Genomic DNA, 20,231 nt, shown 5'->3' on the forward strand with positions numbered 1-20,231 from the left:
TTTTACCCTCGCTTTATATGGTCGAATTTATTACGATATTTCCAAGACAGGACTGAACTACAAAAAATAGTGACGGTTCCTACTACAACTATTGGTTGCTTGACTAAAATTCCTACCACGATCGCTAAGAAAATCAAACCAATTGAAGCAACACATAGATGCAGTAGCCTTAAATCCATAAATTTTTCAGGCAGCCATTTTCTTTCAATCATTACTTGACTAAAAATAAAAAATACGATGAACCAAATTATCATAACCTTCATCACCAAAGAGGGCAGTAAAGCTACTCCCCTCCCTCTCTATCTCAATTAAGCAGCTGCTTTTGCTTTTTGTTCTGCTGCCAACTCTTCTGCTTCTTTGTCTAATTGTTGTTTTTCATATACTTTGAAGAACGGGTAGTAAATCGCCAAAGTAATCGCGAAATTGACACAGACAAGCAGTGCTGCTGGAACGCTCCAGTTTGTACTCATCCAAGCAGCAATCGGCGCAGGTATTGCAAATGGTAAACGCGCTGCCATCATTGGAATCACATTGGTCACTGTTAGAAAATATGAAAATGTTGTTGTGATCAGTGGTGCCACGATAAATGGAATTCCCAAAATCGGATTCATTACGATCGGTGTACCAAAAATCACAGGTTCATTAATATTGAATAATCCTGGCAAGAAGGACAAACGTCCTAAACTTTTCAAGTATGTTGATTTAGAAAACATCATTAAAACGACTAAAGCTAAAGTAGTACCGGCTCCACCGATCCAAATAAACCATTGTAAAAATTGTTCAGTGAAAATATTCGGTAAATTATGAACTGAGGCACCTTCTTGGAAAGCAAGTGTATTCTCAGCAATCGACATATCCCAAAACGGTCTGATCACAGGTCCCATGATTGCTGGTCCGTGAATCCCTAAAACCCAGAAGAAACAAATCAAGAAGACTGTAAGTAATCCACCAAATAAGCTATTCCCAGCTAAGGTATCTTTCAAAGGCATTAGTAATGTACTTAAAAATCCATTTAAATCAAAACCGATAACGTGACGAATCACCCAAAATAGTAATAAAATCACCGCTCCAGGAATCAACGCAATAAATGAGTTAGACACTTCTGGTGGAACACCATCAGGCATTTTTATCGTAATGTCCTTTTGAATAAAGAAACGATAAATTTCTACCGAAACAAGCGCTGTAACGATCGCGCCAAACAATGAAGCAGAACCGATATTGGCTAAATTAATATAACGCCCTGCACCAATAACATCTTTCACGTCTTCAAAAACACGTGTTGGAGGTGCTGCTGTGACTAAAAAGGCCATCACTGCTAAAATCCCGCACGTTAAGGAATCCAACTTGTAACTCGTCGCTAAAGAAGAAGCAATACCAAATGTTGCATAAAGAGCTAAGATCCCCATTGTATAACGTGACGGAATATCCAAAACTGCTTGATACGGTTCAATAAATTTCATATACGCATCAATTGGAATATTCTGAAATACTGTAAAAAAGGCACCTACGATCGTCAAAGGCATCGTTGCGATAAGTCCCTTTCTGATCGCTGTCATATGCCGCTGAGAACCAAATTTATTCGCAACCGGCATCAATTTTACTTCCATCCACTGCACAAAACCATTCATTTCTTTTGTCCCCCGTTCAAAATAGTAGTATGAATAAAAAATCAAATTATTTCTCATTCATAATAACATGGTAACATTATAATGTAAACGGTTTTCAAAAGAAAAGTGCAACTTTAATCGATCTTAACTAGGTAAATCAACCGGGAATATTGCACCAAAGATCATTGCGCCTAAAATCGCGCCACCAGCGATAGGTTTTTTCCAGACATAGAAAATCACAGCACCGATAATTGAACCAATACCGATTGGGGCAGAGGCTCCACATGCACTAATAATGATCAGAGGTCCTAAGAAACGACCAGAAGCATTCCCTGCTCCCATCATAACATCTGCCCCAAAAGTAGAATTCGACTGATTGATCGTAAACTTACGGATCATAATAATAATTCCACCAATGATCAGGCCAAGGATCATTCCAGTTAATAAAGACAGTCCAAAGTTTTCAACTGGCGCTGTAATCCCCATACTTAATAGAATAGCAGGAACTCCAATTCCAACACCCGTTAAAATCGCACCACCAATATCCAAAATTCCAACAAGTGAACCTTCTAAAATACGGGCGAATAAGAAACTTGCTCCAAAAGCTGCTGCTGCACCATATGAACCACCGTCCATGCCAGCTTTCAACATTGCAACAATTGCCACTTCATTAAACGCTCCCACGCCATGCTCAATATACATATGCGTTCCCGCAAAGACACCGGCGGACAACAAACCAACTAAAATCGGAAATGACCAGTCAGCAAACCAAAAATTCTTTTTTTCTAACTCTACTATTTCATCCATTACAGACCCTCACTTTCTATTCAACTATTTACCAATACTGAAAACATCATGCATATTTTGTAACCACCCTGGAATTTGTAATCGGAAGCTTTCGATCATTTGCAAATCGAATCCTCGGAAAAAGGCACTAAAGACAAATAATAGAATAACTGCCGCCATCATACTTTTAGTCACTTTATTCCAGCCAATTTCATCGACACCTTTACCAATTAAAATTCCTAATACAACACCAGGAACTGCATTACCCATGATCATGGTTGCAAGTCCACCAAAAATCGTTGCCCAAAGCCCCGAACGTTTTCCAGCATCGATCGCCGCTAACCAGAATAAAACTGGCATCACTGTGTTGATCAATAAATTAGCTGCGGGTACTAAAACTGCAACAGCGGTTACTTGTAATGACTCTGGAATTGCTGAAGCTGTTGTATTCAAGAAAGCCACGACCAACATCCCTACAATCGCACCTGAGATTCCCATTTTTTTAGGATTATGCATTGTTTCAGCAACATTTTTATTTTTTACTAGTAAAGCTGCAGCAGCCCAGTTTGGAATGACACGGTGATCCACATCTTGTGTAAATGCTCCTGCTCCAACTGTTGATGCCCAAGCATTAAAGAAGAATCCTAGTCCAAATGAAAAATGACTGGCAGCATCTCCTTCACAAGCATTCATTTCACCTAATGTTCTAAAAGCACCTAACCCTTGTGTACTAGGTGCATGGAACATTCTTGCAGCCCCTGCTCCTGCCGCAAATCCAACTACTCCCCCAATCAATAATGACTTGAGTAAAACGACTAAAACGTCCATTTAATTTGCCTCCTTATGCATTCTTTTTTTCTTTCCAAAAGGAATAGGAAGACCATTTGGATCGGTAACTCTTTTTTCCACAAATGCGACTGTCTCCATTTCGATCAGCGTGATCTCCACTTCAACATCTAACAACACGCGATAATCCACACGTGTACGAGGTAAGAAGAAAAATAAGAAGCGTTCTGTGAATGTTTCTTGCTCTGCTTTGACAATCTGGATATCAAGCGGTTCAATACGAACGATCACATCACTTTTTTCTTTCAACACACGATTATGGATTTGATTCAATGCATTAGCGAACGCCAGATTTTTTTCTTTTCCAATTCCTTCGACTTGAATGATCTGACGTTGTTTCGTCGTTACTTTTTCCACTGGATTTTCCTCCCCGTAATTTAAAAGCGTAGTAGGCTTATCCGTCTCAACAAAAAATAGGAAAACATGTTTGTAACACCTTTAGTCACCTTCAGGTATTATCTTTTTCTGAGAGACTAGCCTGTAATACTAGATAATTTCAATGATTAGCCATTCTTTTTCATATAAGCTTCAACGATGCGCTTACCTAATTCTTCTTGATCCATAAAACCAAAACCTAACACTGTTTTGCCATCATTGATAGCTGTCACACCTTCATCGATCGAGCGCATACCATGACGTTCTGGATAACCATATTTTGTAGCAGCTGTTAAAGCCCCTGCACCACCGCTTCCACAAAATGAAATCCCTAAATCAGCATTTTCCTGTTGCATCACATCTCCCAAACGCATATCTGCACCCATGCCAGGAACAACAACGGCTTTACCTCCTGCAGCTTCTACTCCTTTTGCAACATTTTGACCTTTACCTAAACGATCTGCGATGACTACTGTTATCATGTATAATTCCTCCAATTTTTTATTTAAAAGTTGATAATGACTGCTTCAACTCTTTTTTCTTACACTTCGTTTTGTCTTGCTGCTTCAAAATGGATCGACAAGACATACATTTCATCTTGCGGCAGATTCCCAATATGCTGAACGACTTTATCGGCAATCATTAATGCTTCTTTAGAAACTTCTTCAAACATCACTGGATCAACACCAGACATTTTTTCATTAGCTTTTGATCGTTTGATCATTTCATTGACATGATTAATCAAAATCGTCCATTGTAATTCTGTTGGTTGAATCGATTGTGCTGCTAGTAATTCACTAATTTTGTCCAGTGATGCTTCTAACTCAACTTTATTCGGACTCTCATCAATTATTTTTTGAGCATCGTCATTTAACTTCATGCGTGCTACTCCTCCCTTAGATAATTCAGTAAAGCAGTAATTTCTGCTTGATTCACCATTAAATCATTTTTTGCAAAAATACGTTCGATTTGTTCTACTAATTCCTGCTGAGCTAATAATGTTTCTTTCACAATATTGCCCTCATTTTCATATTGACTGTCAAAAGTGATTCGGTGAACCATCAACATGACATGTAGCAAAAAAGCTTCTCTATATTCTTGCGTCAATTTTTCTGCAAATGTTTTGAGTAACTCTTCATAGATTACATATGTTCGTACGATGATATCCCGACTTTCAGCTTCGATTCCTTGCTTTTCCTTGATTTGCTGACGAGGGATCAAACGAGGAACTTTACCAGATTGAGTATGAGTCAAAATTTTATTGACTTCTTCTTGAATACTGTGAATATCAGCTGTTGTTGGCAAAGGGTTTACCTTGATAAAAGGTCGATTAACTATTTCAATAGGAAAGATACTCAAAACCAAGTCTGGATTTTTTTCTTCTATCACATCCACTGCATTCAGCACCGAAGCAAATCCTGCGATTTCAACATTTGACACTTCTTCTAGAATTTTTTGTTCGATCAAGCTTGTTACACCTAAGCCTGTTGAACAAACGTAGACGATTCGTACCACATTGACTTCATGGAGATTTTTTTCGTAAGCAACTAGAAAGTGTAGCGCAATGTAGGCAATAAACGAATCATTGATCAACAACGCAGATCCAACAATATCACTTTGACTGGCAATTTGGATAGCTGAAAACAATTGTGGATATTTCGCCTTGATATCATCAACAAAAGGATTATACTCATTAATAAAAAGATGCTTTTTGGTTAAACGCAAAGAGAGATGAGCAAACAAATTCGTAAACAATTGACGATCCCGATAAAAAGGAAAATTGATTTCTTCCGATACATCTTTGATCAACTCTTCTGTCAAGCCAACAATGTCTTGTTGATTGTTAGCTACGAATACATCACTATAAATGTAAAGATACTCATCTGCCAAAAGCGGCAGCTCATAATGATCGAATACTTTTTTCATTAATAAAAAGGGTAATTCCTGTTTTTGTTGAAGTACTTTTTGATTTGTCAGAATTTTATAGCCACCAACCGTATGATGCAATTGCATTCTGGAAGTGGCGATTGCGACACGTAAAGTGATTGAAAGAATCTCCGCATAATTAAATTGATCGAATAATGATGGATCCAAAAGTTTCGTCATTTCTTTCAAAGCAACTTGATAAATTTTTTGAAAAATCGTGTTGACCCCAACATGTACTTCCTGCATTTTTTTCTGTTGTCCCGATTGAACAAAATAACTCATGATTTGATACATATCATATTCCGTTATTTCTTTTTGCGTAATGTATTCCATCAACAAACGAATCTTACTTTCTTCTCCGGTGATCGAAAACCCTTGACGGCTTTGACGAATCAATTCAAGACTATAAACTTGAATTAGTTCTTCCACGCGATCTAAGTCACTGACGATTGTGTTGCGGCTCACTTGCAGATCATCCGCTAGCTCTTGTGAGGTTAACGACTTCTCTGCTAAAAGTAAACGAAAAATCAATTGATTTACTCTTAACTCCTGATCAGGATACGTTTCAAACCGCTCAACTTCAATAATTTCATTTTTCAAAGTTAGTCGTTCCGAATCAGGTATCTCTAGCCAAATTCCTTTATTGCGACGTGTTTGTAATACGACATTTTGTTCTTTGAACCAGTCTCGAACGTTTTCCAAATCATATTTGATCGTACGAACACTAACATGAAAGGTTTCAGCCAATTCTTTTGTTGTAGCACTGTCTTCTAAATCCAAAAGCAATAACAAAATTTTTATTTCTCTTTTTGATAAGTGCAGTGACATCCTACTCACCAACTTTCTTTCCCTTACACTTGAACTATAGCTTGATTTTTATTGCATAACAACACAAAAAAGTTGCACTTACACAAGTGCAACTTTATTAGTATACTATCTTATTTGGAAAATTTGTAATCCATAAAACGTTATTTTATATAATTTCCTGCACTTATTTTGAGCGAAACAGAAGGGTTTATAGCTTTTTTCCCTTAGTGCAACAAACATTATCTATTATTGAATGCTTTTTGCACCAACAAATGCAATCATTTTTTGTAGTAGTAATATATAACAGCATACCAAGATCATCTCTCACTAAAAAACTCTATTCGTTTCGTTGGTGCTCCCTTTAAGCCATGCCTTTTTTCTCTTCAAAGCAAAAAAGAAGACCGAAGTCTTCTTTTTTGTCGCAGTATTTATAAAATAAATAGATAAAATCTTCTCCACAAAAATATTTATCCGACACGCCTACATCCGGTAGGTATGATTTAACATATGTGCCTCTGCTGTTTTGTCAATCACTAGCCGTCAAAACGGAACAGCCGAAGCTATCTGATTGAGTCAACTCGTCGCATGAGGATTACTTTAACATAGATCAACATTGATTGCAACTGCTTCTTTCGCTATACATCTTCTTTCAGCCACTCAGTATAAAGTTGCTCTACTAAACGTACAGTATCTAAGGTCATTTTTTTAGTCATAACAGGACTTTCTGATAACTGCTTTTGGAGACAATCATTGACATGATCTACTTCAAAAACAAATTCACTATCAAACTCACCATTCAATACTTCTTGCCTCCCATCTTCATAGTAAATAATTGCCTGCTTCGTTTTCCAAAAATAAGGAATTTCTATACGGCCTGTTTCACCATAAACGATCATTTTACTTGGTATATCTATCTTCACTGAAATAAAAATATCTGCTAAAGCTTGGTTGTGAAACTTTAAAGAAAGATTTACTTGGTCATCCGTGGCCCCTTTTTCCCTTGTAGAAGTGCCACGATATTCTTTAATTGACTGATCCAACACAAACTGCATGTACTGTAACGGATAGCTTCCTGACCCGTGTAATGTTCCACCTCCTGCTTCCAACGAATGAAACCAAGAGATATGATCAGTACTAGGATACGAGGTCACAGACTGCACCCAATGAACTTTGCCAATTTTATTTTGCTGGATTGCTTTTTTTATTTGCAAGCTGATTGGTAAAAAAACAGCCTTTTGCGCTTCCATTAAGAAGCAACCATTTTTTTCCGCTAAATCAAAAAGCTCTTCTGCTTGTGCCAGTTGCAACGTAAATGGTTTTTCAACTAAGACATGTTTATGACAGGTCAAGGCCATTTTCGCTGCTTCATAATGTCCTTTATTATACGTTGCGACATAGACGATATCTATCTGTTCATCCTTACACAGCTCTTCATAGCTGCCATATGCTTGCGGTATATTCAATTTTTTTGCCATTTGTTCTGCTTTATCCAAACTTCTTGAAGCAATTGCTGCTGCTTCCCCTATACTACTTTCGTTGACTCCTTTTACAAAACGGGGAACGATTTGAGCTGTACTTAAAATGCCATAACGGATTTTTTTCATTCTTATTCGACTCCTTTGTTTATACTATAGCGAGAAAATCTGAAAACTTCAAAAGGATTCTCCCTTATCTATGTCTCTTTATCAAGAATCAAAAGAAAGAGGGGCTGAGACATAACTCGAAGAGTTATGTCTCAGCCCCTTAAAATCCGAATAGACGGTAGTAAAAAAGCTGCTACTACGTTACACTTTGATCACATCAACTGCTAAGTGCTAACGCACTCAGATTTGAACGAGGAAAGAGTTGATACTGCACAGTACTTATTTGGTCACAAAAATTGAAGAACGATTTTCATGAATTCCTTCTTATTTCTTGGAACTAGGTGCTTTTATCCCACCCACCCTCACTCTTTCTTTCATCGTCAAAAAAGCATATTCGCGAATCATTTTGGCCTGATTACTACCCTAATTTTTTTCAATCCGATGTTTACGAATATTTATGTATATCTTTACCTATGTACTACTCCCAAATTAACGAATACCAATACTTATTTTAAGTGCTTGGTTGACCTTCAGCATATCGTCTTCTTGCAACTGACAAATTTTGTGAAGAATTCGTTCTTTATCCAATGTTCGGATTTGTTCTAGTAATACCAATGACGGTGTCATTCGATCGTCATGAGGTATATCCACCTTGACTTGTGTTGGCTGCATTTTCTTATTCACATTCCTCGTAATAGGCGCAACAATCAACGTCGGACTAAATAAGTTCCCCTTGTTATTTTGAATAATCAATACTGGTCTAATTCCTCCTTGCTCTGAACCAACAACAGGTGAGAGATTTGCATAAAAGATTTCTCCCCTTCGCATCATAATACTTTAATCACCCCTAACTAACAAAAACTTATTCTGTGTAAATTATATCATGCTTTTATAGAAAAATTTTTCAATATTTTGTGCCAACCCCTGAAAACTTTGATAAACTCTGTAAAAGCGAAGATTCTATGAGAGAAAAATATAAAATTTCTATTCCTGGAAAAACGTATATTATACAAAAAACAACATTCTATATATACTTAATTTATCTTTAAAATAACATAAACATCTGTTTTTACAACTAAAAAAATTATAGATCGTTGTGTAAAGCCATGTTTTTTAGGTTTAAAACTAAAAATAATAATGAAATTTAGAAACACAAAAATCTTTTATATTTTTGTATTTAGCCAAAAAAAAAGTTTCTTATTTAAATAATCTAATTAAAAAAATTTATAGTCACTTTATTAATCCACACTCTCAAAAAAACACCCTCATTGTTTTTTTACTTCTTTCTCATCTTAAATTTATAAAAAAGAAAGAAACCAGGACAAATTGCTTTCCTGATTTCTTTCTTTTTGACTATTTTATGGAAGTGAATCTTTTGAGTCAGCCTCATTATTGGAATTTTTTTCAGAAGATTTAGGGGCATAATTTGATGCGCCAGCTAAATTACCTAAACTGATATCTAATGTTACTGTATAGTCCAATGGTACATACAAATTATAGGCACTCATGCCTACAACCGTGCCTTTTGGCTCAGCTGAATCGACATATCTAACAGTGTATTGAATGTTCGCACCTTTTGATTGAAATTCATCATAAAATTGTTTTTGTAAATCTCCTTCTAATGTATTTCCTCTTAAATCTTTAATGTATGGCTGACCAGCAGAATAATAGACCTTTACTTTCAGATCATCTTTATTGGTCAACTGAGTTCCTGCTTCAACACTTTGAGAAATCAACTGGCCATATGGAACGTTGTTTGTAAAAACACTTTTGGCTTGGACTGTCAGTCCTTCGACAGCTGTTCCAGCTTCTTCTTGTGTATAATCCGCAAAGTTTGGTACCATAAAGCCTTTCCCTAGAGACACAGTCACAGTTAAACTATCTTTTTTAGCCACTTTTTGATCTTTGGCAATACTTTGCGAAATGATACTGTCTGCTGGAATTTCTGCCGAACTAGCTTCTTCATACGTGACTTTTATCTCATTTGTCTTAGCCCAGCTTTCAACTTCCGTTTTCATTTTTTTCGTAAAATCCGGAACTGAAATATTTTTTTCAAATGTTTCTTTTCCTTTTGAATAGTACATATTCGCTTTATCTTTACGTTTGTAACTTTCCTTTGTGACTTCTTTATTGACAATTTCAAAGCGAGCAGGTTTCCCCTTTTCTAAGGTGTCACTATATTCATCAATAAGAGAGAGATTGTCTGCTTTGTTATCTTTGATCCATTTTTCTACTTCTGATTTTTTCATTGTCATAAAATCTGGCAATGTCAACTTTTCTTCTGGATCAGCACCTAAGCTTGACTCAACAGTTAACTCAGTTCCTTTTTTGATTTTACTCCCTTTTTTTGACTTTTGCGAAATCACTTTGTTCACTTCAATATCTTTACTGTAGCGAGAATCTACTTTTAATTTCAATTTATTTTCTGTCGCCCATGCTCGTGCTTCTGCTAGTTCCTTGCCAGTAAAATCAGGCAATTTAACATGGGTCATTTGATAATAACCAAAATATAAGAAACAAAATGCCATCGCTATTCCGATTCCTATCAGTAAAAATTTTCTTTTTCTTTTTTTATGGTAAGTTGGATCTATTTCTGTTTCATCCTCTGATTGGCTTCTACGAGTTTGAGTGGTCTCGTCTTCTATTTTAAAGGAAGCTTTAGGAGCATTGTTTTTTGGTTGAGCAATAGCTGCTGGTCCTATTTTTGTTTGCTCTTCATTGGTTTTTTCGATTAATTGTTCATCTGAAGACGGTATTTCTGATTCTCGTTTCGTCACTTCATTCGTACCAGAATCATCCCGCAACTTTTTTTCTTTGGTATTATCATAATTCGATTTATTGAAATTAGATAAAAAATCACTCATTCAACATCAACTCACCTTGCTTAAGAAAATAGGTTTTATCTGATTGTTTTGCTATTTCATTCGAGTGGGTCACAACAATCACACATTTATTATGCGTTTCAGCCAAATCCTTAAAGATATCAACGATTTCTTGTTCCATACCTTCATCTAAATTTCCTGTTGGTTCATCAGCAAGGATAATATCAACGTTTGTGGCTAAAGCTCTGGCAATCGCTACACGCTGTTGCTCACCACCGGATAATTGTCCCACTAATCGATCTGCTTTGGCTTTATTGATGCCAATATAATCCAATAAGTTATAAGCCACTTCTCGATTGTCTTTGGGCATATCGTTATCTGTAATCGACATTGCCACCAAAACATTTTCTAAAGCAGTTAAATATGGAACTAAATTGTAGCTTTGAAAAATAATGCTGATATCATCTCTACGATATTTTTCTAACCCTATTTTTTTGATATTTTGACCTTTATATAAAACTTCACCAGATTTTGGTTCATCCAAGGCGCTGATCAATGAAAGAAAGGTCGTTTTTCCCGAACCAGATTGACCTAGAATCGTATAAAACTGCCCTTTTTCAAAATTAATCGATGTATCTTGTAAAATCATACGGCGTTTATCGCCATCTTGATAAAAGTAGCTTACGTTTTTTGTTTGTAAAATTGTCATATTGGTTTCCTCCTACATCATGATTTTCTTCGGATTTAACCGTAAGACATACGTCAAAGGTAAAACCGCAGATAATAGAACTGTACTTAATCCTGCAATCAAGAACGTCACGATATAGCTAATTGAGAATTTCACTTCATACGCACTGGAAACATCTTCTGTCGTTAATGTCGACATACTAGAATTGTTACCACCAATCATCATCGTGCCACCATTGCTAGCTGCATCACTGGTTTGTGAAAAAGCATCACTGGCAATCAAGGATTCAGAGACCATTTTCCCAAGAATATTCCCTGTAACTAAAGACAGACACATCGCTACTAGACTAATCAGCAATAACTCAATTAAAATCTGTTGCATGACTTTGGTTCTTGTTTCCCCTAAAGATAAATAAATTCCTAACTCATGTTTACGATCACGTAAAAAGAGAATAACAACTAATGAAATAATCAGTAGGGTCGCACCAATAGCTAAAAGTACTACATAGCCAGAAATTTGAGACATTTTTTTGAACGTTCCGCCGACTTGATCATATTGATCGGTCGATGCTGATAATTTGTACCCCTCTGGAATCAATGACTTCGCTTCTTCTTTGAAGGCTTCGACATCTTCTGGTGATTTTAGCACATATACAGGGATGATTTGATTCATATCTTCCATCGCCATTTCTGTTCCATCCGCTTTTTTATAGCGGTCTGGTACTAATTCTTTGCCTTTTTCAAATTCTACTTTGTTGATATTCATCACAGCATCATTTGGCATATAGATTGTGTTGAACTGCTCCGTTTCCATGAATTGCTCTTCGATCCCTTTTTGATCTTTGCCATCTGATTTTTTCTTTTCAACGCTTGTCGGTTCAAAGATGCCAATAATCTCTACTGGATGATCTTGAGAGGCCAACTCTTCTGTTGCCCCATCCTGTTTAAAATCCATGACTGAGCTATCTAAAACGACTTTATCTCCTACGTTAAACCCATTTGCTTCTGCTAATTTCTTTGAAATGATTGCAACGTCTTTACCACTGTTGATTTCGTCTTGTTTAAATGTTCGACCTTCAACCAGGTTTACTTTTTTATCCTTAAAATCCAATGGTTCAAGTAAGTTATTTCCTTTAAGACTCAACGTTTTAGGTATACCGCTCATCGTTGCAGCATTTTCCATTTCGTATGTTTTGATTTTTTTTACGAAAAGACTTGTTTTCACATTGTAGTCAAATTCTTTAACATAAGAAGATTCACCTAATTTTTTGATATCATCTACTTTTAACGCTGAAGGTGAAAATGATTGTCCTTCATCCATCATCTTTTGATAATCTAAATCCACACTGACTGTTGCACCTAAATCATGTTTGATTTTCTTTTCTACATTAGCAGTTGATTGCTGAATAGCGATTGATCCAGCAATAACATTGCCTAAAATAAAAATAACTGCAAATAAAATGACCGATTTTCCTTTTCTTCTTGTCACACTACATAGCGCTCGATTCCAATAGTTCATATATTCTTCCTTCCTACTTAACAACAATGAAGAAATGGCTTAGACAGATATCATCACGCTATTTAGTCAAGTCCACAACAAGCTTTGATATAAGCTAAATTTTTTCCTGTTCTACATTGTCTTTGATAAATGATAGTTTCCCACCATTCAATCCCCATAGTTCATCAACATACGCAGCAATCGATTTTGATTGAGAGCTGATGATGATACACTTATTTTCATTTTTTGCGTATATACGTATGTACTCCATGACCATGGCTAATGAAAGTTCACTTAACGATTCAAAAGGTTCATCGATCAAAACGATTTCAGGATCATTAATGATTGCTTTGGCCAAATAAACACGCTGTTGATTAGAAACAGATAACTTCTTGATTTTCAGATTTGCTACCTTTTCATCGATTCCTACTTTTTTTAGTGCCTCATAAAAATAAGCATTTCCTTTTGCGGCAGAGTTTGTTGTACATAGCTTGAGTGTGGTCAAAGCTGTTTCATTGGCAAGAACGTTGTACTGCTGGAAAATCGAACCTATTTCCTGCAAACGGTAATGATCACGATCGATTTCTTTAAGGTTGTCTTTTTTATAAAAAATCTCACCTGAGCTAACCTTGTCCAGACCTGCAATCAGTGCAAGTAAGGTTGTCTTTCCTGCTCCTGCTTTTCCTAAAATGCCATAAACCTTCCCTGGTGAACAATCAATCGTGATACCATTCAGCACAGTCACTTTACTTTTCTTATACGTATATACTATATTTTTAAGAGAGAGAATCATCGCTCGTCTAAGTTCCTTTCTAACAAAAATTCAATTGGTTCAAATTTGAAAAGCTTATAACTATCAATAACAATGATTGTTACCAAGAATAAGCTAGTAATCCCCAAAATGGTGATAAAAGACGGAGTATCTAACAACATAGGAATAGACATTATGGGGGCATTTTTTTCATTTGCAATAACACTAAATAGCTGATCAACATTCCCCATCAGTTGCTTTTGATTCAGTAATTGCCAATCAGCGATTGGTTGTACGAGTCGTCTTGCAATCATGAATGCTAAACTAAAGCTAAAAAATGTAACGATCATTAATTCAATCATCCAACTCTTGATCAATTGCTTTTGTGTTATTCCTATATTGCGCATGATATAGATTTCTGTTTGCCTTTGTTTAAACTTCCGCATTGAAAACAATGCCAAAGCAAAGTTCCCAAAAATCAATAAACCTAAAAGAGTCGTTCCAGCTAGTGTTCCCATTCCATTAACGGGACTCAAAATCAGGTTCATACTGACTTCATTCGTCATCACTTGATACTCATCTGGCAACCCTTTTGCTTTTATTTCTTTTAAAAATTTATCAAAAGCAGCCCCGCTTTTTAATTCATACGATATACTGTCATAACCTAAAAGATCATAATTTTCCATAGCATGCAAGGTTGCCAAATTCGTAAAAATATCATTCTTTTGAATTTTTACGATCTGACTTGCTTCATCCGATTGAACTGGTTCTTTTGATTGATACATTCCAGCAATCAGTAGTGTTTGTTGCTCAGTTGTTTCATTTCCTGTTAAATTCACTTGAATTGAATCACCTATTTTAAGTTGATTCAATTGAGCAAATTCACTACTGACTATGCATTCATTAAGTTTTAGATCAGCACTTCCTGTCTTGATCTCCATACCACTTTCGGTAAGTTCTTTTAAAAGATCTTCTGATTCAGCACCAAACCAATTAGCATTTGCTTTGTAGTCATTCTTTTCAATTGTGCTGCCTTCCATTTTTTGAAACTGAATGGTACTTGGAAGAGGGAGTGATTTTAACGTTTCAAATGATACTGGAACGTTACCGACCTGCTTCATTCCATTTACATACTTAGACTCTCCAAATTTGAGATACTGCTCTTTTGTTAGTTTTTTTTCATGCGGTAAATTACTTAAATCTGGTTCTAGAATCGTTACTACGATCATAAACTGCTTATTGTAATTTTTTGTAAATAATTTAGCAGAAGTATAGATGGTATTTGTAATTATTGTGCCTAAAATCAAAAGAAATAAAATGATACCGACTAGTAAATAATTCCAAATATGTCTTCTAAGATTTAAGAAAGCATGTTTAAAGACGAACATGTTCCTACTCTCCCCCTTTCTTGATACTACAATACCAAACCAATTGTTAACTGAATGTTAACTTTCAGCTATTTTGGGAAATGATAGATAAAAAGTAGATCCTTGATTTTTTTTACTTTCAACATAAACAAAGCCTTGGCACAAGTCACAAACATGTGACACAACGGACAAGCCAATGCCATAACCATCTTGCTTCAATCCGTTGATCCGATAATTATGATTAAAAATAGTTGCATGGACTTTGGGATCGATTCCTTTGCCAAAGTCTTTAATCTCTACAATAATACTACCTTTTCGGTTATTGACAGAAACTTCTATAGGTTTGCCATCACCATATTTTATTGCGTTGTCCACTAAATTTGAGACAGCCCGATAAATCCAACGATTTTTGCCTAAAATCAAGGTTGATTCGATTTCATCAAAGTAAAAGGTGAGATTGGGATAGCTTTTACGATAGGCATCACAAACTTCCGCGCAAATCAACGAAACATCAACCTGTTCACTCATCGCTTCTTCTGTACTGTTTGAAAGTGTCAAAATATCATCGATACTATCAGTCAAGCGATCTAGAATATGCAAATTCCTGTTTTCATCTTGTTCTAATTCTAAATTAGCTCTCAAAATCGCAATAGCATTTTTCTGTTCATGTGTAAGATAACTACTGAGCCTTTTATAATCGTCTAGATTGCCATCAAATTTCTCTTTTAACTGTTTAAATGCTTTAGCAACTGATCTATCTTCAACCTGTTCTTCTGAGAATTTTTCTAAAAACTGTAAATCGTGAATGATCGAGACCATTTGTTTTGTATAAATCCGTCGTAAAACAAACCATAATGTCATGGTCAACACTAAAATAGCCGAGCAAACTGCTAAAATAATCATTGGTAAATACTTCAATAAACCATTTAAGTAAATGTTATCTAGTGCTTCTGTACTAACCAACTCAGAGGCTTTAAGTTCAATTGTCTCAGCAGGTTGTGCAACTGGTTTAGTTGCATCGTTGACAACATAAACAGCTGAGCCAATTGACTGACCTATATTAAGCGAGCTCCAGTTACTTTTCACTGCAAAAAAACCACCACTAAGAATCAACATGACAAAAAAAGCAAAGGTCAATACTGTTAAACTAATTTTAAAATTTACTCGCATAATTGATATCCTTTCGATCGAATCGTTTTAAGCAACTCTTTTCCGGAAGCTTCGGCAAGTTGTTTCTTTAATCGAGCAAGGTGAACGCGTAAAACAGAAGAGAACGGATCAAAGTTTTCATCATAGACATGCTCAGCTATCTCTTCTGTAGAAACTACTGCTGGATGTTGTTGTGCGATACATAACAAAATATCGAACTCTTTGGGTTTCAATACCACTTCTGTGTCACCATAGCGTACAAAACGTTTCACTGGATCGATCATTAACTGATTGATTTTTATGTAAGGTGAAGTTCGTCCGTGGAAACGCCGAATAACCGCCCGAATACGGGCAACCAATTCCAATAACTCAAATGGTTTCACCAAATAATCATCCGCTCCAAAATCAAGACCTTTCGCTCTTTCTTCAATTTCATCTCTAGCTGTAATAATAATGATTGGGCTATTGATATTGGATTCTCTTAAAAAGTTTAAAATTGATAATCCGTCTTTATCAGGCAAATTCAAGTCCAACAAAATAGCATCATACCTATTTACATAAGCTTTTTCTTCTCCCTCCATGCCAGAAAATGCCAGATCTACCAAGAACTTTTCCCTCTCTAAGCCCTTTTGAACAGACATTGCCAGTTCACGATTATCCTCAATAATTAAAATTCTCATCTCATCCGTTCCTCTCTAAGTTGACTGATGGTCTCATGATAGTTATCTCATAAGATACTATAATTAAGAATGATTTGTCTATGTTTCATTTTTCTAAGCTAAAATAAAATAATAAAAAAACACCACTCGAACTGGATACTTCCAAAGACGAGCAATGCTTTTTTTTATTTATCAAATTTTATACCTCATTTAAAATACTAGCAACTTTAGTTGTGATCAAATCAATAGCTACATGATTTTCTCCACCTTCTGGAACGATTATATCTGCATAACGTTTCGTTGGTTCAATAAATTGGTGATACATTGGTTTTACTACTGTCAAATACTGTTCAATAACAGAGTCTAACGTTCGACCTCGCTCTTCCATGTCCCGTTTAATTCTGCGGATAATGCGGATGTCATCGTCTGTGTCCACGTATAATTTAATATCCATCAGTTCTCTCAAACGAGTATCTTCCAAAATCAGAATGCCTTCTAAAATAATGACTTCTTTTGGTTCTTGCACGATAATGTCTGAACTTCTTGTATGCGCAACATAGTCATACACTGGTTTTTCAATCGGTTGATAATCTATCAATTGCTGTAAATGCTCAATCAGTAAATCCGTATCGAACGCAAATGGATGATCATAATTGGTTGATAATCTTTCTTCAAAACTCAAATGGCTCTGGTCTTTATAATAAGAATCTTGTTCCAACATCATGATAGAATGATTGGGAAACTGATTGAAAATCGCCCGACTGACACTCGTTTTCCCACTTCCTGAACCACCAGTAACACCAATCACGATTGGTTGAGTATTTTTCATTCAACGAAACCTCTCTCTTATCTGTAATAGTCATAATAACCTTTTTCTATTATAATAGAAACGAGCGAGAAAGCTACAATTTTATCTATTTATTTTTTAAAGTTGTTCATTTAGTAGATACGTCTATCAGAAAGGAAAAAATAGCATGACCATTAGAGAAATCAAAAAAATTCAACCAAGGCATTATGACTTATTATTACTAGCTGATCCTCAGAGACGTTTAGTGGACGATTATTTACAACGTGGTTTTTGTTTTGAACTGGTTTCAAATAAGACAATAACTGGTATTCTGGTCTTACTTCCGACCAGACCAGAAACATTGGAAATCGTCAATATTGCTGTGTCCGAAAACAATCAAGGTCAAGGTCTGGGTGAAAAACTGATTCGCTTTGCATTAGCTTATGCCTCTAGTAATCAGTATAAAACCGTCGAGATTGGTACTGGTAGTACTAGTTTCGGACAATTATACCTTTATCAGAAATGTGGATTTCGCATGACGAGTATCGATCATGACTTTTTTCTCCGTCATTACGAAGAAGAAATTGTTGAAAATAAACTTATTTTGAAAGATATGGTTCGATTAAGTTTAGATCTATAAAAGTAAAAACAGTGACCAAGATGTTGAAAAAACGTCTTGGTTACTGTTTTTTTATTATTCCAATACACTAAAAATATCGTCTAAACGACTGATTTCATAGGTTGGCTGAATAGTTGGTACCGTTGATTGCTTGGTTGGATTTAGCCAAAGTGTTTGAATGTTCGCTTGGTTTCCTCCTTGAATATCTGAAACCAAGGAATCCCCAATAATCATTGTTTTTTCTCGGTCAAAACTAGGAATTCGCTCAAAAACATAATCAAAATATTCTTTCATCGGTTTTTGATACCCAACTTCTTCTGAAACGAAAATATCATTAAAAAATGAGGTCATGTTAGAATCATTCAATCGTTGATATTGTGTTTTGGCAATACCATTTGTCACAATATACAAATCATACTCTGAGTGGAGACGCTCAATAATTTCTTTACTATTCCCTAACAAATCATGTCCTTGACTTAAATGATGACGATACTGTTCTCCCATTTTTTTTCCGTCAACATGCTTATTCAGCCGTTCAAATAGTAAACTAAAACGAGTATCCGTGACCGTCTCTTTATTTATTTTTCCTTGCTCAAATTCGCGCCATAATTGACTATTGATTTTTTTATAGGTCGCTTCTATTTCATCTGTCAAAAAGAGTCCCTCTTCTTGAAAAAGTGCTTGTAAGGCTTTTTTTTCTGTTAATTGAAAATCTAGCAATGTATCATCGACATCAAATAGTAATGTTTTAAATTTCATCTTCTACACTCTTTTCTTTTTTATGAATAGTAAAATAAGGCAATAAAGCCTGTAATTCCGCTTGGTTTAAAGGGCGGTATTCCCCTAAGGAAAGTGTTGAATCTAACTGGATCGGTCCCATCGATACTCGTTTTAGGTGAATAACTTTTTTTCCTACCGCTAAAAACATTTTTTTGACCTGATGGAATTTTCCTTCTGTAATATCCAAATAGGCATGACTCTCATCTTTTTTTGAAGATAGAATCGTCAGCGTTGCTGACTTACATTTTTTTCCATCAGAAAAGACAATACCTTCAGAAAAAGCCTGACAGTCTAACGCTGTTAATTCTTCATTCACGGTGACTTCATAACGCTTTGAGACTTTTTTATGAGGCAATAATAATTGGTAGCCCAACTGACCATTATCTGTTAGTAATAACAATCCTTCTGTGTCACGATCTAAACGTCCTACTGGATATAGTCCTACTCTTTGATCATTTTTCTCAATTAAGTCGATCACCGTTTGATGTTTAGCATCTTTGACTGCTGTCACAACGCCTTGAGGCTTATTCAGCATATAGTAGACATGGGTTTTTTGCTGAATTTTTGTATCTCCAACAAAAATATTTTGTAAAGCAGCATCTACGTTTAGACTTTCATTCATAATGATCTGTCCATCCACAGTCACTTGTTTACTGCGAATCAAGGCTTTGACTTTTCTTCTAGACCCGATTTTCTCATGTTCCAATAATTTATCTAAACGCATTCCTTCTCCTCATTTCAATTAATAGTTTAGTATAAACTGTAGCGAATGAAAAGCAAACAAGTTTAAAAATGGATGCAATTATATCAGATCAAACTTTAAGTAAAAATTAAAAGACGTCTCTTCTTTCTCCACTTCCCTTGACTTAAGTTTAGATTCGCGTTATGGTTGATATAGAAAGTGAATAAGGTTTCTCAAAAACAGCGTAATGACCTGGGAGAGAATAAGGTATCATATGGAATTTTCCCCTGGATAATTGTGCACAATTATTCGGGATTTTTTGTTTTTGCAGTACGTTTCTGTAAAAGCTGCTTGTTCGTTTTATATCTGAACAGGATAACCTTAGCTAAGTTTAAGCTTTTACATGTTTACCATAAACGTCAGCAAAACTCCTTTTTTCCATCATGTTGCGTTTTGTAGATAACCAAATATGAATTCATTTTGATTTATCTAGCTTCACA

General features: G+C 35.6%; 21 protein-coding genes. 1 reads left to right on the plus strand and 20 read right to left on the minus strand.

The window, feature by feature from the left end:
- Positions 1-2 precede the first annotated feature (2 nt).
- The 18 genes from A5821_RS08960 to udk all read right to left on the minus strand — a co-directional run bounded on the left by A5821_RS08960 (position 3) and on the right by udk (position 17,692).
- Positions 3-254: a hypothetical protein gene (locus tag A5821_RS08960; RefSeq protein ID WP_051091059.1), complete on the minus strand. Its 252-nt coding sequence runs from the start codon at positions 252-254 to the stop codon at positions 3-5.
- A gap of 54 nt (positions 255-308) precedes the next feature.
- Positions 309-1,628 (minus strand): PTS sugar transporter subunit IIC, encoded by a 1,320-nt coding sequence (locus tag A5821_RS08965; protein WP_010771056.1) that lies wholly within the window; start codon positions 1,626-1,628, stop codon positions 309-311.
- Between the two features lie 123 nt (positions 1,629-1,751).
- On the minus strand, positions 1,752-2,414 hold the full coding sequence (locus A5821_RS08970; RefSeq protein WP_086314199.1) for a DUF4310 family protein: 663 nt from the start codon (positions 2,412-2,414) through the stop codon (positions 1,752-1,754).
- Positions 2,415-2,438: 24 nt separating this feature from the next.
- On the minus strand, positions 2,439-3,221 hold the full coding sequence (locus A5821_RS08975) for a DUF4311 domain-containing protein (protein ID WP_086314200.1): 783 nt from the start codon (positions 3,219-3,221) through the stop codon (positions 2,439-2,441).
- Positions 3,222-3,596 (minus strand): DUF4312 family protein, encoded by a 375-nt coding sequence (locus tag A5821_RS08980; protein WP_086314201.1) that lies wholly within the window; start codon positions 3,594-3,596, stop codon positions 3,222-3,224.
- A gap of 146 nt (positions 3,597-3,742) precedes the next feature.
- Positions 3,743-4,096 (minus strand): glycine-rich SFCGS family protein, encoded by a 354-nt coding sequence (locus A5821_RS08985; protein ID WP_010771052.1) that lies wholly within the window; start codon positions 4,094-4,096, stop codon positions 3,743-3,745.
- Between the two features lie 59 nt (positions 4,097-4,155).
- A complete protein-coding gene (locus tag A5821_RS08990) occupies positions 4,156-4,494 on the minus strand; it encodes a PRD domain-containing protein (protein WP_086314202.1) in 339 nt (112 codons plus the stop codon).
- Between the two features lie 5 nt (positions 4,495-4,499).
- On the minus strand, positions 4,500-6,368 hold the full coding sequence (locus A5821_RS08995) for a BglG family transcription antiterminator (protein ID WP_086314203.1): 1,869 nt from the start codon (positions 6,366-6,368) through the stop codon (positions 4,500-4,502).
- Positions 6,369-6,982: 614 nt separating this feature from the next.
- Positions 6,983-7,951 carry a Gfo/Idh/MocA family protein gene (locus A5821_RS09000; RefSeq protein WP_086314204.1) on the minus strand — a complete coding sequence of 323 codons (969 nt, stop codon included), beginning with the start codon at positions 7,949-7,951 and terminating at the stop codon, positions 6,983-6,985.
- Positions 7,952-8,419: 468 nt separating this feature from the next.
- Complete coding sequence (locus A5821_RS09005; protein ID WP_025873157.1) at positions 8,420-8,761, minus strand: type II toxin-antitoxin system PemK/MazF family toxin; 342 nt, start codon at positions 8,759-8,761, stop codon at positions 8,420-8,422.
- Between the two features lie 527 nt (positions 8,762-9,288).
- Positions 9,289-10,794 (minus strand): PASTA domain-containing protein, encoded by a 1,506-nt coding sequence (locus A5821_RS09010; RefSeq protein ID WP_086314205.1) that lies wholly within the window; start codon positions 10,792-10,794, stop codon positions 9,289-9,291.
- A complete protein-coding gene (locus A5821_RS09015) occupies positions 10,787-11,461 on the minus strand; it encodes an ABC transporter ATP-binding protein (RefSeq protein ID WP_086314206.1) in 675 nt (224 codons plus the stop codon). The genes A5821_RS09010 and A5821_RS09015 overlap by 8 nt, the downstream gene beginning before the upstream one ends.
- A gap of 12 nt (positions 11,462-11,473) precedes the next feature.
- The gene (locus A5821_RS09020) at positions 11,474-12,958 is read right to left on the minus strand and encodes an ABC transporter permease (protein WP_086314207.1); all 1,485 of its coding nucleotides are present in this window, start codon (positions 12,956-12,958) and stop codon (positions 11,474-11,476) included.
- Positions 12,959-13,052: 94 nt separating this feature from the next.
- A complete protein-coding gene (locus A5821_RS09025) occupies positions 13,053-13,682 on the minus strand; it encodes an ATP-binding cassette domain-containing protein (protein WP_249921848.1) in 630 nt (209 codons plus the stop codon).
- A gap of 44 nt (positions 13,683-13,726) precedes the next feature.
- The gene (locus tag A5821_RS09030; protein ID WP_086314209.1) at positions 13,727-15,076 is read right to left on the minus strand and encodes an ABC transporter permease; all 1,350 of its coding nucleotides are present in this window, start codon (positions 15,074-15,076) and stop codon (positions 13,727-13,729) included.
- A gap of 57 nt (positions 15,077-15,133) precedes the next feature.
- Entirely contained in the window at positions 15,134-16,225 is a 1,092-nt protein-coding gene (locus tag A5821_RS09035) for a sensor histidine kinase (RefSeq protein WP_086314210.1), read from the minus strand.
- Entirely contained in the window at positions 16,216-16,884 is a 669-nt protein-coding gene (locus A5821_RS09040; RefSeq protein ID WP_086314211.1) for a response regulator transcription factor, read from the minus strand. The genes A5821_RS09035 and A5821_RS09040 overlap by 10 nt, the downstream gene beginning before the upstream one ends.
- Positions 16,885-17,062: 178 nt before the next feature.
- Positions 17,063-17,692: a uridine kinase gene (udk, locus tag A5821_RS09045; protein WP_086314212.1), complete on the minus strand. Its 630-nt coding sequence runs from the start codon at positions 17,690-17,692 to the stop codon at positions 17,063-17,065.
- A gap of 145 nt (positions 17,693-17,837) precedes the next feature.
- On the opposite strand from udk, the gene A5821_RS09050 reads away from it, so the two are divergent.
- Positions 17,838-18,290: a GNAT family N-acetyltransferase gene (locus A5821_RS09050; protein WP_086314213.1), complete on the plus strand. Its 453-nt coding sequence runs from the start codon at positions 17,838-17,840 to the stop codon at positions 18,288-18,290.
- A 54-nt stretch (positions 18,291-18,344) separates the two neighbouring features.
- Here A5821_RS09050 and A5821_RS09055 read toward each other — a convergent pair whose 3' ends face one another.
- Together A5821_RS09055 and A5821_RS09060 are read right to left on the minus strand one after the other, a co-directional pair.
- A complete protein-coding gene (locus A5821_RS09055) occupies positions 18,345-19,028 on the minus strand; it encodes a YjjG family noncanonical pyrimidine nucleotidase (protein WP_086314214.1) in 684 nt (227 codons plus the stop codon).
- Positions 19,018-19,773: a 16S rRNA pseudouridine(516) synthase gene (locus tag A5821_RS09060; protein WP_086314215.1), complete on the minus strand. Its 756-nt coding sequence runs from the start codon at positions 19,771-19,773 to the stop codon at positions 19,018-19,020. The genes A5821_RS09055 and A5821_RS09060 overlap by 11 nt, the downstream gene beginning before the upstream one ends.
- Positions 19,774-20,231: the final 458 nt, after the last annotated feature.

The organism is Enterococcus sp. 7F3_DIV0205 (genome assembly GCF_002141365.2).
GTDB lineage: Bacteria > Bacillota > Bacilli > Lactobacillales > Enterococcaceae > Enterococcus_L > Enterococcus_L palustris.

Coding starts and splice junctions, on each gene's coding strand:
- A5821_RS08975 (WP_086314200.1), bottom strand. CDS start 3,221: ATGGACGTTTTAGTCGTTTTACTCAAGTCATTATTGATTGGGGGAGTA.
- A5821_RS09035 (WP_086314210.1), bottom strand. CDS start 16,225: ATGCGAGTAAATTTTAAAATTAGTTTAACAGTATTGACCTTTGCTTTT.
- A5821_RS09000 (WP_086314204.1), bottom strand. CDS start 7,951: ATGAAAAAAATCCGTTATGGCATTTTAAGTACAGCTCAAATCGTTCCC.
- A5821_RS08985 (WP_010771052.1), bottom strand. CDS start 4,096: ATGATAACAGTAGTCATCGCAGATCGTTTAGGTAAAGGTCAAAATGTT.
- A5821_RS08965 (WP_010771056.1), bottom strand. CDS start 1,628: ATGAATGGTTTTGTGCAGTGGATGGAAGTAAAATTGATGCCGGTTGCG.
- A5821_RS08995 (WP_086314203.1), bottom strand. CDS start 6,368: ATGTCACTGCACTTATCAAAAAGAGAAATAAAAATTTTGTTATTGCTT.
- A5821_RS09040 (WP_086314211.1), bottom strand. CDS start 16,884: ATGAGAATTTTAATTATTGAGGATAATCGTGAACTGGCAATGTCTGTT.
- A5821_RS09055 (WP_086314214.1), bottom strand. CDS start 19,028: ATGAAATTTAAAACATTACTATTTGATGTCGATGATACATTGCTAGAT.
- udk (WP_086314212.1), bottom strand. CDS start 17,692: ATGAAAAATACTCAACCAATCGTGATTGGTGTTACTGGTGGTTCAGGA.
- A5821_RS09020 (WP_086314207.1), bottom strand. CDS start 12,958: ATGAACTATTGGAATCGAGCGCTATGTAGTGTGACAAGAAGAAAAGGA.
- A5821_RS09005 (WP_025873157.1), bottom strand. CDS start 8,761: ATGATGCGAAGGGGAGAAATCTTTTATGCAAATCTCTCACCTGTTGTT.
- A5821_RS08960 (WP_051091059.1), bottom strand. CDS start 254: ATGATAATTTGGTTCATCGTATTTTTTATTTTTAGTCAAGTAATGATT.
- A5821_RS09050 (WP_086314213.1), top strand. CDS start 17,838: ATGACCATTAGAGAAATCAAAAAAATTCAACCAAGGCATTATGACTTA.
- A5821_RS08990 (WP_086314202.1), bottom strand. CDS start 4,494: ATGAAGTTAAATGACGATGCTCAAAAAATAATTGATGAGAGTCCGAAT.
- A5821_RS09015 (WP_086314206.1), bottom strand. CDS start 11,461: ATGACAATTTTACAAACAAAAAACGTAAGCTACTTTTATCAAGATGGC.
- A5821_RS08970 (WP_086314199.1), bottom strand. CDS start 2,414: ATGGATGAAATAGTAGAGTTAGAAAAAAAGAATTTTTGGTTTGCTGAC.
- A5821_RS09010 (WP_086314205.1), bottom strand. CDS start 10,794: ATGAGTGATTTTTTATCTAATTTCAATAAATCGAATTATGATAATACC.
- A5821_RS09060 (WP_086314215.1), bottom strand. CDS start 19,773: ATGCGTTTAGATAAATTATTGGAACATGAGAAAATCGGGTCTAGAAGA.
- A5821_RS09030 (WP_086314209.1), bottom strand. CDS start 15,076: ATGTTCGTCTTTAAACATGCTTTCTTAAATCTTAGAAGACATATTTGG.